Source organism: Cupriavidus sp. a3, assembly GCF_051015765.1.
GTDB lineage: Bacteria > Pseudomonadota > Gammaproteobacteria > Burkholderiales > Burkholderiaceae > Cupriavidus > Cupriavidus oxalaticus_A.
In genome coordinates, this window is record NZ_CP170643.1 from 2634411 (window position 1) to 2647921 (window position 13511).

Sequence of the window (13511 nt, forward strand, 5' to 3'; positions counted from 1 at the left end):
TACTGATCGTCGCCTTGGTAGGCTCTTACCCCACCAACTAGCTAATCAGACATCGGCCGCTCCTGTAGCGCGAGGCCGTTACCGGTCCCCCGCTTTCACCCTCAGGTCGTATGCGGTATTAGCTAATCTTTCGACTAGTTATCCCCCACTACAGGGCACGTTCCGATGTATTACTCACCCGTTCGCCACTCGCCACCAGGCCGAAGCCCGTGCTGCCGTTCGACTTGCATGTGTAAGGCATGCCGCCAGCGTTCAATCTGAGCCAGGATCAAACTCTTCAGTTCAATCTCTGTGTGGGTCCGAAGACCCTCGCTCTTTCGAGCGGTCGCTCACTCTCAGAAAACTGACTGACCAGATCCGAAGACCCAGTCACGTTTTGCTGTGCGAGCACTGTATAACTTGTAAGCTAAAAGACCGAAGTCTTTCGCATCCGTTATCAAGCGCCCACACTTATCGGTGTTTGTTTGTTAAAGAACTTGCGCGATTCGCTTTGCTTGTCGCGTCGCTGCTTTGTCAGCAGCGAAGGAGCGAGACTATAAAGAAATTTCGTCGATCAATCAATCATTTTCGAGAAATTTTTTAATTCTGCAAGGCGTGCTCTTTTGAGCGAAGCCTCGCAGGTCTTTTTCCTCCCCCGTTGCGCGGTGCCTTGCGAACGGGGGGCGAATATTAATGGCCCCGTACCCTGGCTGGCAAGCTTTTTCGAAAATAATCTGAGAGAGCATTACTCGGCACTTGCAAGTTGCCGGTCCATACGACTGGCTAACTTCGGGAGGTCAGCCAAAGCGCACGGGGTCGTAAGGCGAGGCGTCGACCCACGGCTGCTCGCCGTCCATCAACTCGGCCAGCAGCCGGGCCGTGACGGGGCCCAGCGTAAAACCCTGATGCCCATGCCCGAAGTTGAACCACAGGCCGGGATGGCGCGGCGCCTGCCCGACGATCGGCCGCATGTCGGCGACGCAAGGCCGGGCGCCCAGCCAGGGCGTGTCCTCGACCGGCGCGCCCATCCGTACGAGTTCACGCGCGTGGCGCTCGGCATTGCGCAGCTGCACCGGCGTCGGCGCCGCATCGTGATGGGCAAACTCGGCGCCGGTGGTCAGGCGCAGCCCACGCTTCATCGGCGCCAGGAGGAACCCGTTCTCGACATCCAGCAGCGGCAGGCTCGGCATGGATTCGACCGCATAGTGGCGGTGGTAGCCACGCTTGACGAACAGCGGGAAGCGGTAGCCGAGCGGCCGGGTCAGCGCCGAGGCCCACGGCCCCAGGGTAACGACAGCGTGGGCGGCGTTGACCGGGCCCTCGTCCGTCGTCACGGTCCAGCCGCTTCCCGCCTGCCTTAGCGTCATCGCGTCGCCGCGGCGCACGATGCCACCGGCCTGCGAGTACAGCGTGGCATAGCGGCTGACCAGCTCGCCGGGATCCGCAATGGTCCAGGGATCGCGCCAGTGGATCGCGCCGGCCAACGGCCCGCACCACGCCGGGTCGGTTGCGGTAATGCCGGCCCGGTCCAGGATCCGGTAGTCAAGCCCGTGCTGCTGCCCGACTTCCGTCGCGGCACGCGCGGCGTCGTCGAAGGCTGCGGCGCTGCGATAGCCCTGCAGCCATCCTGACTTGCGCACGAGGTCCTCGGCGCCGGCCAGCGCAATGAGGCGTTCGTGCTCGGTCAGGCAATGGCGGATCAGCGCGCTGTAGGCCGCGATGGTGCCGGCATAGCGGTCGGGTGCCGATTCGCGCCAGTAGCGCGCCAGCGGCGGCAGCAGGCTGGCGAGCGCGCCTGGGTGGTAGTGGACATCGTTACCCTGCCGGGCCACCACGCGCAGCACGGCCGCCCACTCGCGCGGAAAGGCGTAGGGCTGCACTGCTTCACGCTGGATGATGCCGGCGTTGCCATAAGACGTTTCCCTGCCCGGCTCGCGCCGATCGACCAGCACGACTGCATGGCCGCGCTGGCGCAGCGCCAGTGCCGTGCAGACGCCGACCATGCCGGCGCCGAGTACTACGATGTCCTTTGTCATGATGTCCGATGCGGTGCCTGGGGCACGGCAGGTTTTGTGATCCGGGTATCCAAAGCCCGATTCTGCATTGGGCGCGGACGCTGCGGAATATCGGCCGCAGGCAATTATTGGAATCCTTGGTTGCCGATCCGGCAATCAAGCGCTGGACATGCGCGCGATCGCCTCGGCCAGGTGCTGCACGAAGGCGCGCCCCGCCGGCGGCAGGTTGCGGCGGGCTAGCGTCTGGATCTCGATATAGCGCTCGTTCATTTCGCGGTCGCGCAACGGTACCGCGGCAATGCTGCCTTGCGCCAGCCGTTGCCGGACCGACAGCTCGCCATAGAAAGCAACGACGCCACCACCCGCCGTCGTAAAGCCGACCAGCGAATCCAGGTTGTTGCTGGAAAAGACGGTCTGGTAGCTCAACCCCTGCCGGCTGCAACTGGTGTCGAGCAGCTGCCGCAGCGAGCTTTCCTTCGGCGGCAGCGCCAGCGGATAGCCGATGACCTGGGACAGCGATACCTGGCGCTGGCCGGCAAGCGGATGGTCCGGCGCCATGATGGCGAGCACCGGCGCCGGATGGCGCAGTTCCACTTCGATATCGAGCTCGGGCAACCCGCTCAGCGTGATGCCGATGTCCGCCTCGCCGTCCCGGATGCGGCGGGCGATGTCGCCCTGAGGGCAGACGTGGAGGTCGAAGCGGATCCCACCATACTTTTCGCGGAAGCTGGCGGCCAGTTCCGGGATGAAGTCGTGCGCAATACCCTCCACACTTGCCAGGCGCACCTGGCCGACGCGCAGGCCGCGCAGCGCCTGGATATCGGCGGTGACGCGATCGATCTCCTGCTGGGCGCGCTTGGCGTGTGCGGCGAGCAGCTCTCCCGCAGCGTTGGGGACGAGGCCGCGGGCGCGCCGGTCGAACAGCAGCGTATCCATTTCGCTTTCCAGCTTGGCGATCTGCCGGCTCACCGCCGACGGCGCCACGTTGAGCTTGAGCGCGGCGTCCTTGACCGAGCCGGTGCGCACGACTTCAAGGAAGTAGCGGACAGCGGTTTCTTGCAGGATGCGGTAGGACATGAGCGGATATTGCGGGGGGCGATCGGCATCCGCCGACCAGGGTCCATTCTATGGATTGCCGTTTTGGCAATCAAGCTTTCGAAACATTGCCACGATTCCGAGTCGGATCGGTCGTACGATGGGTTCAACGCGGTCACAGCCCTTCCACCGCACTGCATCGAGTCCTACCTGCCGGAGCCTCTTCATGCGATCCACCGCTCACCGCCCGCACTTGTTCCTGTCCGCCTGCAGCCTGGCTGCCGCCGCCGTGCTGGCGCCCGCTCCGGCTGGGGCCCAGGGCGGGTATCCGTCGAAGCCGATCCAGCTTGTCCTGCCCTTCCCGCCCGGTGGTGCCACCGACCTCGTCGGGCGCACGATCGCGCGCAAGCTTGGCGAACGGCTGGGCCAGACCGTGGTGGTCGAGAACCGGCCTGGCGCCGGCACCGTGGTCGCGGCGAGCTATGTGGCCAAGTCGGCACCGGACGGCTACACGCTGATGGCCACCTCGGGTACCACATTCACCGTCAACCCCTCGGTCTACGCCAGGCTGCCGTATGACCCGCAAAAGAACTTCGAGCCGATCGGCCTGATCGGCTCGACTGGCCTGGTGCTGCTGGCCAACCGCGACGTGCCGGTCAACAACCTCAAGGAGTTCGTCAGCGCAGTCAAGGCGCAGCCCGGCAAGTACTCGTACGGCTCGTTCGGCGCCGGCACCACCGCGCACTTCGCCGGCGAGGAACTGCTGAACCTCACCGGCACGAAGCTGCTGCATGTCCCGTACAAGGGCAGCGCGCCGGCGATGACCGACCTGATCGGGGGCCAGATCCCATTCAGCGTCGATACCGTCGCGGCGGCGATCCCGCAACTGAAGTCCGGCAAGATCAAGGCCATCGCGGTCACGACGGCGAAGCGCTCGACGCTGCTGCCCAATGTGCCGACCGTGGCGGAAAGCGGCTACCCCGGCATGGATACCAGTACCTGGATCGCGTTGGTCGGGCCGCGCGGCCTGCCGGAAGACGTCCGGGCGAAGCTGGAGAAGGCGCTGGCCGACACCATCGCCGATCCGGCCACACGCAGCCAACTGGCGGACAGCGGCATCGAGCCGTCGTTCGCGCCCGGCAAGCAGGTCGCCGCCATGATCGACAAGGAGATCCCGCAGATGCGCGCGATCGCGCAGCGGGCCAACATCAGGCTCGACTGACCTTCCTGGCACCGCGCCACAGTAGCCACATTCCACCGTCAAGCCACCGTCAAGCAACCGATGCAAACATCGCTGACCTCACTGACCGCGGTCGAACTGCGCCGCCTGATCGGTACCAGGGAAATCTCGCCGGTCGAACTGCTCGAAGCGTGCATCGCGCGCATCGAGGCCTACAACCCTCTGATCAACGCCATCACCGCCACCTGCTTCGAGCGCGCCGGCCAGGAAGCGCGCAACGCCGAACAGGCGGTGCTGCGCAACGAACCGCTCGGCCTGCTGCATGGGCTGCCGCTCGGGGTCAAGGACCTGGAGGCGACGCAGGGGCTGCTGACCACCTATGGCTCGCCGCTGTTCCGCAACCATGTCCCGGCCGAGGACAACGTGCTGGTGGCGCGCCTGCGTGCGGCCGGCGCCATCGTGGTGGGCAAGACCAACATTCCGGAGATGGGCGCCGGCGCGAATTCGCGCAACGCGGTCTGGGGCGCGACCGGCAATCCGTTCAACCCGAACCTCAATGCCGGCGGATCGTCAGGCGGCTCAGCGGCGGCGCTGGCTGCGGACCTGCTGCCGGTCTGCACCGGCTCCGACACCGGCGGCTCGCTGCGCATTCCCGCGGCCAAGTGCGGCGTGGTCGGATTCCGCCCTTCGCCCGGCATCGTACCCAACTCACGCAAGCTGCTGGGCTGGACGCCGATCTCGGTGGTAGGACCGATGGGACGCACCGTCGCCGACACCTGCCTGCAGCTGGCGGCCTCCGCCGGGGTGTCGGTGACCGATCCGCTGAGCTACGCGGTGGACGCCGATGCATACCTGTCGCCGCCACCGGTCGACCTGTCGACGTTGCGTGTGGGCTGGACTGAAGACTTCGGCAGCTGCGCGGTCGATGACGGCATCCGTCGCGTGTTCCGCACGAAGATCGCGGCGATGCGCCACCTGTTCGCGCGCTGCGATGAAGTCAGTTTCGACCTTGGCGATGTGCACCGCTGCTTCGACGTGCTGCGTGCCGAGAGCTTCGTCGCCGGCCTGCACGACGCTTACCAGCGCGACCCCGCGGCGCTCGGGCCTAACACCCGCGCCAACTATGAAATGGGCGCAAAGATGTCGCTGGCCGACAGTGCGTGGGCGCAGGCCGAGCAGAACCGCATCCTGCAGCGCTTCCAGCGGGCCTACCAGGAATACGACCTGATCCTGTCGCCGACCACACCCGTGTCGCCGTTCGCCTGGACTAACCTGTATGCCGACACCATCAACGGCGAGAAGCAGGTGAACTATTACCGTTGGCTGGCGCTGACCTATGTCGTGACCCTGACCACGCACCCGGCAATCGCGCTGCCCTGCGGCACCGACGACGCCGGCATGCCGTTCGGCCTGCAGGTCACCGGCCGCTTCCACGGCGACCTGCAAACGTTGTCGGCAGCGCGGGCCATGGAAGCGGCGTTCGCGACGTCGCCCGCGTTGCGCCGTCCGGTGCCGGATCTGGCATCGCTGAAACCCGCCCAGCCGGCGCTGCGCTCGATTGTCACGGCGCCGCCGTCGGCTGGAGCCGCGCAGCAAGGCGGCGGCGTCTCTGCGGTTTGAGCCAGGCGAATGATATGGAGCAAAGCCCGCCTGTCTTATTGGCAGGCCCGGGGCGCCACCTATCGAATCCGCTTCAGTTCATCGATGCGCAGGTGATAGCTGCGTAGCAGGCAAGCCTTATCGCTACACTTGTTGCGAGAATTACGCAGCCATGCGCGTTGATCCTCCCGTAAGCGCCTCTTGTCAGCCGATGCTTTCAGCTTCCGGTCATAGATTCCTGCCAAGGTCTTATCGACCCGGGTAAGTTCTGTATCCCCGCAAATAAGTTGCGCTTGAACGGATATGAGCTTGCTGCAATCAAGGCTGTGCATCAGCGCAGCCTTCGTATCGTATCGAGCTTCGAGCAGGCCAGGCCTGCACAGACCTTCCAATGACTTGCAAGCGACGTCGCGCCCGACCCATGCCATGTCTCTCGCACCATAATGCCTGACGAAGCGATTGATGGCTGCGTGGCTGACTCCCCTTTGCATTGCGTTTGCCGCGATGATTTCGTTGCAAAGCGAGTCCGCGGCGTAGCTGTGGCCACCGCCGCGCCGGTAGCAACTGTGAAAGCCGAGCAGCCCGGTGCCAACGACACTTCGGCGCTCGCCTGAAGCGAACAGGATCGAGGCACAAGCGGACGCGCACCTGGCGTTGTCTGGAACTGTTGTATAGACGCCAACCTTATCCATTGCGTCGACAACCCGGAAAGCGGCCTCGACATTTCCGCCCGGACTATTCAGAACAAGGATGACAAGTCCCTCCTTATCGCGGTCGGCCATACGGGCGACCGCCTGGAACTTCCTTGCATCACCGTCCTGAATGGTTCCCTCCCCGATCACCATTCTCAGATTGATTTGCGGCTGGTGGTAGATCTTGAAGTCCATCCCCAGCACCACGCCGGGAAACATGAGCACAGTGAAACCAAACCATAACAGCGCCTGTTGTCTCAGGCTTCGCGGCGCCGCGCATCTGGCTGCGGGGTGCTCAGTGCTGCGCATGCATGTCTCCTCAGGATGTAAGGAGCATAGCTTCGAACCTGCGCATGGAGGATACGGCGTCTGCGGGGATCACCATTGGCCGGACAGGCGCCGTCGAGGCAGTGAAGCTCGAACGGCGCCAACGGGTCGATAGTCCGCCCGGCGTGGCGAAGACCTTGCAATCAGAATGCGGTTGGGGACAGATCCAGGCCGCCACTCGAATCGATGGAAATGCGATAGCGGACCGTCGAAGCCGGAGTGAGCCTTACCTCCCTCTCCTTCAAGCCACCGAGACACATTGCCGAAGTCTGGGCGCCAAGAATGATCGGCCCCGGTTTGGCGTAGAACCGGGCGACCTCACCGGATTTGAGTCGGCCCACTTCCTTCCCGTCAACCGAGAGGACGGCATCGCACGCGCTGCCGTAGAACCCCTCATCGCGGGTCACGACCAGCGTGGCAAACTCGCCGGGTGGCGGCGTTTGCAATCCGCTAAGTCTTTCTGAAGGTGCTGGCGCTGCCTTACTCGCCGGTATGGGCGTGGTCGAGCATGCGGAAACCAGCATGGTCACCACGCAGGCAGAAAGGATGGTTCTTTGGATTAACACGTGGCCCTCCGGAATGTTTCAGCGCGAGTGCAGGAACAAGGCGATGATTGCGAGGCGGCTCAGAATTTGTGCCGGACTCCCAAGGCAATGCCAAACATGTTGCTCTGCCCGTTGCCCAGGACATAGCTGTTACCCAGCGACAGACTGTTGGCAAAGACGGTCGCCAGTGAATCGAGCATCAGCCCGGCGTTCTTGGCATAGGCAGTGGTCACGTAGACATCGGTACGCTTGGACAACGAGTAGTCGGCCACGAAGGAGACCTGCCACGGATTGGCCACGCTCGTGTTGCCGTAAAGGTTCTTGAGATCGTCGTAGTTGTACTCGAGCGTGAGCGCGAGCGCCGGCGTGACCTGGTAGTTGGCGCCGATCCAGTAGAAGTCATCGCGCTGGATCAGGGCATCGGCCGCATTCCTGTTCTGGCCCCAACGGTAGCCGCCCATGATCTTGGCCGGGCCTAAGGCATAGCTGGCGCCTACCACCGCCTTCTTGACGGTGCCGGTGCCGGTGCCGATGGTGGGATTCCACTGGTCATAGCCGGCTGTCGCTGCGAACGGGCCGAACGTGTAAGCCAGCGCCCCGCCATAGGCGGTGTCGCGTCGGAACTGCCCCGGGACTTCCCCATTGCCGCCGATCGGAATGGGAAATCCTACCGAGGCGGGCAAGGCGACCCCGACGCCGAAGGACCAATGCGCCAGCGCCGTCAGTCCCCCGAACTTGCCGGAGTACTTGACGGTGTTGTCCGCGCGGTAGTTGGGGCCGGACTGCATGACGACCGGCTCATACTGCGTGGCATAGGCGGTCGGAGAGAAGTTGGCCAGGGCCTCGAACATCGAGGTGTATTGCCGGCCAAGGCTGATCTGGCCGAAACGGTTGCTTTGGACGCCGACGTACGCCTGGCGGCCGAACAGACGGCCGCTTTGCTGCGACAAGCCGTTGTCGATGCCGAAGCCGCTTTCCAGCACAAAAATGGCCTTGATACCGCCACCCAGGTCCTCGTTGCCACGCAGGCCCCAGCGGGAGCCGGAAAGCCCTCCCGAAGTCAGTCGGTAAGCATCGTTGCCCGGTCCCGGATTAAATCCGTTGGCGGCTGTCGGCACGACGCCCGCGTGGTTGACGTATTCCACGTTGGCGTCGATCACGCCGTACAGCGTGACGCTTGACTGCGCAAGGGTTGCCAGCGGCCATCCCAGCAGTGACGCCAGGGCTATTCTTTTCAGTGCCATGCCCGCTCTCCTCTCGTTCTTTTCTCTTGGTGGTTCAACCACGGCTTCGTTCGTTGCATGGCTGACCTTGCAGCATGTCTGCCAGGCAATCTGTTCGAGCATAGGAGCGCAGTTCGTTCTCCGCCAACATCCGATGACTGGTTACGCTCGAAACGGAAAAACAGTGTCGGCCGATTGCAACAGTCGCGAGCAAAGCGCTCTCCGTGCGGAGCGCCTAGAATGCTGGTGAGCCAAGGCTCACCGGAGTTTGATCAGAAGTCGTTTTGGTGTCTTAAATCCAAACACATAACGTATCGAGGAGAGCGACATGTCCGTATGCAAATTTCCCGCATTTGGTTTCGCAGTCCTGATGGCACTGACTTCGATAGGAGCGGCCGCCCAGCCGGCCTCGGGATCCCAACCGGCGGCGGCGCCATCCGAAGTTCCGGCAGCGCCTCCGACTACGGCCCAGGCCAAGGCCTTGATTGCCGAGCGCTTCAAGGCGGCCGATGCCAACCATAATGGCAAGCTGACTCGTGACGAAGCTCAGGCGGGTATGCCAAAGGTCTACGAAAACTTCGACAAGATCGACGTAAAAAAACAGGGTTATGTCACTGAGCGCCAGATCGGTGCCTACTGGATGAAAAAAACCAAGGACCAGATGCAGAAGGAAGATCCGATCTGGAACTGAAAGCGCTACAGCTTCTTTTTAGGCGCATAGGATGACGGAGCGGGAGAATTCGGGCCGTATCTCCCGCCCACAGTGGTCCCGCATGACCGGATCGATACTAAGATAAAAAGCGCATCGGACCCGCAAGGCAACCGCAACCGCTGAGGGAGACCGCAATGGCGAGATCGCTCATCCGAATCGCAGTGACTGCTGCGACACTTATGACGTTGTCCCTGGCCACCAGCTCCCGCGCCGATGAAGTGCCGCTGATCACCGGCAAGCAGTGGACGGATTCCTCCGAACAGACAAAAAAGGCCTACCTCGTAGGCATTGCCAACCTGGTGCAGGTGGATATCGCTTATCACGAGGGCAAGCCGCCGCCTGACTCCGCGAGCATTGTTCCGCGCTTTGCGAAAGGGCTCAGAGGCCATTCGCTCGACTCAGTGCGCCAGGGCCTGGATCGCTGGTACGCGGCACATCCCGACCAGTTGCAGCGGCCGGTCATTGAAACGATCTGGTTCGAAATGGTTGTTCCCGGCCTGCAGGGCAAGAAGTAAGGTGACACCATGAAAAGACTCAATCTGATTGGCGTTGCATTGGTCGTTGCCGGCGCTGCCGGATGCACGAATATGACACCGCAGCAGCAAGGCACCGTGAGCGGTGCTGCCCTCGGCGCCGCGGCCGGTGCAGGCATCGCGGCCATCGCGGGAGGAAGCGGCTGGACTGGCGCGGCGATCGGCGCCGTGGCCGGCGGCGTAGCGGGCAACATCAAAGGAGGCAAGCAGCAGCAGTGATAGTGCCCTGCCGCCTGCTGCATAACTGCTGACACGCCCGGTTCACGAAACGCAAGGTACAGCGCGAGGGAATTCGCCAGCCAGAACAACGCCTTCGCGCGCTGCCGTCGAACCATTACTGCCTCAAGCTCGTGGAAGCGAAATGACCTCAGCCGCCCCCGGCTGTTGTTGTCCGCGGTTGTCCGCGCTGGTCATGCCGCTCCTTTCTGTCTCCATTATGCGAATGGCACTTGGCATGCCGTCGATCCAATGCTTGGCGCGCTCCTGGCGTGCCTGGCACTAGTTCGATAAACCGATCGCAACTGGTAAGCGGCGATCCGCCGGCCGTGCCAACGTCTCCCGCCGACGCCTGACCGCCCGCGTGGTATCGCGTGCTGTGCCCCCGCTGCCTGCAGCGCACGACGTGGAGCCGAAGCGCCAGTTGCCGCGATGGATGGGCAATCTTTCAGGTCACCCCTTGACCTGCTTTCTCCCAGCCTTTATAAATTAACCATCCATATGGATGGTATACGGATGGTGCTCGGATGGTTCGCTAGCTTTTGTGCCGCAAATGACACATATTCCGGCGCCTATAGGCAACAACAAACCCGATGAACAAACCAAAGCCCGGTGACACGGAAAAAATCACGATCAATCTCGGCCCGGTGGACCTGGGGCAGATCGACCTGCTGGTCGAAGAAGGCTTTTATTCGAATCGCACTGACCTGATCCGGACCGCCATTCGCAACCAATTGGCGACGCACGCTCAGGCCATACAGGAAACGGTGACGCGCCGGGCCCTTGTCCTCGGGCTCCAGCATTTCACCCGCCGCGACCTGGAGGCGGCGCGCGCGGCCAACGAGAAGCTCGACATCCATGTCCTTGGCCTGGCGAGCATTGCCTCGGATGTCAGTCCGGAACTGGCGCTGGCAACGATTGAGTCGGTCGTGGTGCTCGGCGCCTTTCATGCCCCCGCGGCAGTCAAGGCCGCGCTCGCCGGGCGAATACGGTAGTACTGCGCGGTAGCACCGCGGCAATGTCGCCGCGCCCTGGCTCGCCAGGTTTGCCTGGAAACAAGTATGAAAATGAATGACGCCTTCCTCGCTTCGATGCGAGAAGCCATGCACTTGCTGCAGACGGCGGGTCCGCTTGAGGCCACCGAGGCTATCCAGCGTGCACTGCGCGAGCAAGCGTCGATGGGCGCGGCGGTCGCTCCGGCCTCCCCCTCCGCTCCCATGCCCGCACAGGTGGTCGAACGCCTGCTCACCGATGCCCGCGCGCAGGCCCGCCCGGCCGATGTCGCCGGCAGCGCCGCCAACGCAGCGCCCCCGGCATCTGCGCGCGGCACCCACTCGCTACGCCCCGACGGCAAACAAGCGTCCCCGCAGGATGTCAGCCATTTCAGCCAGCGCACGTTCGTGAACCGGGCGGGATCCCGCGCGTACAAGCTTTATGTTCCCGCTGGCCGTCGTGTCGAGCCGATGCCGCTGGTCGTGATGCTGCACGGTTGCACGCAGGATGCCGACGATTTCGCGGCCGGCACCCAGATGAACGCCCTTGCCGACATGCTCGGCTTTGTGGTGCTGTATCCGATCCAGGCCGCCGGGGACAATCCGTCGAAATGCTGGAACTGGTTCCGGCCCGGCGACCAGCAGGCCGGCAAGGGAGAGCCGTCGATCATTGCTGGCATGGCGCGCGAGGTGATCGCCAGCCACGGCATCGACGCAAGGCGCGTCTACGTTGCCGGCCTGTCCGCCGGCGGCGCGATGGCCGCGGTGCTGATCCAGCGCTATCCGGAATTGTTTGCAGCGGCCGGCGTGCATTCCGGCCTGCCCGCCGGGTCCGCGCACGACTTGCCTTCGGCGCTGGGCGCGATGAAGGGTGGCAAAGGGCTCGGCCGGTCCAGGTCAGGCGCGGTGCCGCCCGCCTCCACCGGGCGGCCCATCATTGTGTTCCACGGCGATGCGGACCATACGGTGCATCCGTCCAACGGCGACCGTCTTGTTGCGCCGTTCAAGAGCGATCACGCGCGCCAGCTGACGGAACGCAGGAACGTCGCCGGGGGCCATGACTACACGCGGCACAGAATCACCACGCCCGCTGGCGTCAATGTTGAATACTGGATCATCCATGGCGCCGGGCACGCCTGGGCGGGCGGAAGCCCCCAGGGCAGCTATACCGATCCGAAGGGTCCGGATGCCAGTGCGGAAATGCTGCGGTTCTTTCTCGCAAATCCGCTGCCGGGCTGAGCCGGCGCAGTCCCGCGCAAGCCTGAGCGAATCACGGTTGCAACACCAAGAACAGCGGGGCCAGTCGCTCGTGTAGCCTTTACTGCGCGGGGCATGGACGGCTGAGCCGCTGTCAACGAGCTGCCGGCATAAGCGGTACGGAACCTGCTTGGTCAGGGACGACATCGAGGAGCATGAACAATGACATATTGCCTGCATGCGCGAGGCCATTGCCGCGCGCGGAGGTCCTGACATGGCCGGTTCGAGCTTGCTGGTACTGATCGACGACATCGCAACCATCCTTGACGATGTCGCCGCGATGAGCAAAGTGGCGGCGAAAAAAACCGCAGGGGTGCTGGGCGACGACCTGGCGCTCAATGCGCAGCAGGTCAGCGGCGTCAAGGCGGATCGGGAATTGCCGGTGGTCTGGGCCGTCGCGCTGGGGTCGCTTCGCAACAAAGTGATCCTGGTCCCCGCGGCGCTGGCCATCAGCACCTGGTTGCCGTGGGCCGTCGTGCCGCTGCTGATGGTGGGCGGCGCGTTTCTTTGCTATGAAGGCTTTGAAAAACTGGCACACCGGTTCTTGCATAGCGATGCGGAGGACGCGGCACATCACGCCCGTGAAGTTCATGTCATGTCGAATCCAGCGGTCGACGTGGTGGCATTCGAGAAAGAGAAAATCAAGGGTGCGATCCGCACGGACTTCATACTTTCGGCCGAAATCATCGTCATTTCGCTAGGCACCGTCGCCGACGCACCTTTCGGCCAGCGGCTGGCGGTGTTGTGCGCGATCGCGGCCATCATGACGGTCGGCGTCTATGGCCTGGTGGCCGGCATCGTGAAGCTCGATGACGCGGGCCTGTACCTGAGCCGGCGCCCGTCGGCCGGCTTCCGCTGGCTGGGCCGAGGTTTGCTGCGGCTTGCACCCTGGCTGATGAAAGCCTTGTCGCTGGCCGGAACGGCGGCGATGTTCCTGGTGGGCGGCGGCATCCTGATGCACGGCATCCCGGCGATGCACCACGTGCTGGACGCGGCGGCACAGGTGGCGGCAGGCGTGCCGGCGATCGGCGGTGTCCTGTCGGTGCTGGCCCCGTTGGTGCTGGACGGCGTTGCCGGCATCGTCGCCGGTGCGCTGGTGCTGGCGGCGGTGACCGTGGTGAAGGCCGGGATGCGAGCATTGCGCCCGTCGGGACGCTAGGCGGGTACGGCGGATACTTCTGGCCACTGCCCCCGGCGCATCTCTTC

13 protein-coding genes and 1 other annotated feature are annotated in these 13511 nt (G+C 63.8%); of the genes, 8 read left to right on the forward strand and 5 right to left on the reverse strand.

Annotated features, from left to right (window positions below; all coding sequences use genetic code 11):
- Positions 1 to 175: a sequence feature (16S ribosomal RNA rRNA prediction is too short), on the reverse strand.
- 601 nt (positions 176 to 776) lie between these two features.
- Complete coding sequence (locus ACAD63_RS12790; protein ID WP_434032772.1) at positions 777 to 2015, reverse strand: NAD(P)/FAD-dependent oxidoreductase; 1239 nt, start codon at positions 2013 to 2015, stop codon at positions 777 to 779.
- Between the two features lie 135 nt (positions 2016 to 2150).
- Complete coding sequence (locus tag ACAD63_RS12795) at positions 2151 to 3071, reverse strand: LysR substrate-binding domain-containing protein (protein ID WP_135705232.1); 921 nt, start codon at positions 3069 to 3071, stop codon at positions 2151 to 2153.
- 184 nt (positions 3072 to 3255) lie between these two features.
- Between ACAD63_RS12795 and ACAD63_RS12800 the strand changes: the two genes are divergently transcribed.
- Both ACAD63_RS12800 and ACAD63_RS12805 read left to right on the forward strand, forming a co-directional pair.
- Positions 3256 to 4251: a Bug family tripartite tricarboxylate transporter substrate binding protein gene (locus ACAD63_RS12800; RefSeq protein WP_434032773.1), complete on the forward strand. Its 996-nt coding sequence runs from the start codon at positions 3256 to 3258 to the stop codon at positions 4249 to 4251.
- A 60-nt stretch (positions 4252 to 4311) separates the two neighbouring features.
- Positions 4312 to 5829 carry an amidase gene (locus ACAD63_RS12805; RefSeq protein ID WP_434032774.1) on the forward strand — a complete coding sequence of 506 codons (1518 nt, stop codon included), beginning with the start codon at positions 4312 to 4314 and terminating at the stop codon, positions 5827 to 5829.
- A 59-nt stretch (positions 5830 to 5888) separates the two neighbouring features.
- Here ACAD63_RS12805 and ACAD63_RS12810 read toward each other — a convergent pair whose 3' ends face one another.
- From ACAD63_RS12810 to ACAD63_RS12820, 3 genes are all read right to left on the reverse strand, one after another.
- A complete protein-coding gene (locus tag ACAD63_RS12810; RefSeq protein ID WP_240745970.1) occupies positions 5889 to 6809 on the reverse strand; it encodes a lysozyme inhibitor LprI family protein in 921 nt (306 codons plus the stop codon).
- 161 nt (positions 6810 to 6970) lie between these two features.
- Entirely contained in the window at positions 6971 to 7351 is a 381-nt protein-coding gene (locus tag ACAD63_RS12815) for a hypothetical protein (protein WP_133097288.1), read from the reverse strand.
- Positions 7352 to 7452: 101 nt separating this feature from the next.
- Positions 7453 to 8616, reverse strand: a complete 1164-nt coding sequence (locus ACAD63_RS12820; protein WP_133097318.1) for a porin — start codon at positions 8614 to 8616, stop codon at positions 7453 to 7455.
- Positions 8617 to 8923: 307 nt separating this feature from the next.
- Here ACAD63_RS12820 and ACAD63_RS12825 point away from each other — a divergent pair, with 307 nt between their 5' ends.
- From ACAD63_RS12825 to ACAD63_RS12850, 6 genes are all read left to right on the forward strand, one after another.
- On the forward strand, positions 8924 to 9286 hold the full coding sequence (locus ACAD63_RS12825; protein ID WP_135705229.1) for an EF-hand domain-containing protein: 363 nt from the start codon (positions 8924 to 8926) through the stop codon (positions 9284 to 9286).
- 155 nt (positions 9287 to 9441) lie between these two features.
- On the forward strand, positions 9442 to 9822 hold the full coding sequence (locus ACAD63_RS12830; protein WP_434032775.1) for a hypothetical protein: 381 nt from the start codon (positions 9442 to 9444) through the stop codon (positions 9820 to 9822).
- Between the two features lie 9 nt (positions 9823 to 9831).
- Positions 9832 to 10059, forward strand: a complete 228-nt coding sequence (locus ACAD63_RS12835; RefSeq protein ID WP_133097290.1) for a YMGG-like glycine zipper-containing protein — start codon at positions 9832 to 9834, stop codon at positions 10057 to 10059.
- A gap of 590 nt (positions 10060 to 10649) precedes the next feature.
- Positions 10650 to 11051: a CopG family transcriptional regulator gene (locus tag ACAD63_RS12840; RefSeq protein ID WP_133097291.1), complete on the forward strand. Its 402-nt coding sequence runs from the start codon at positions 10650 to 10652 to the stop codon at positions 11049 to 11051.
- Positions 11052 to 11117: 66 nt separating this feature from the next.
- Positions 11118 to 12287: an extracellular catalytic domain type 1 short-chain-length polyhydroxyalkanoate depolymerase gene (locus ACAD63_RS12845; RefSeq protein ID WP_135705228.1), complete on the forward strand. Its 1170-nt coding sequence runs from the start codon at positions 11118 to 11120 to the stop codon at positions 12285 to 12287.
- A gap of 232 nt (positions 12288 to 12519) precedes the next feature.
- Complete coding sequence (locus ACAD63_RS12850) at positions 12520 to 13464, forward strand: DUF808 domain-containing protein (protein ID WP_135705227.1); 945 nt, start codon at positions 12520 to 12522, stop codon at positions 13462 to 13464.
- Positions 13465 to 13511: the final 47 nt, after the last annotated feature.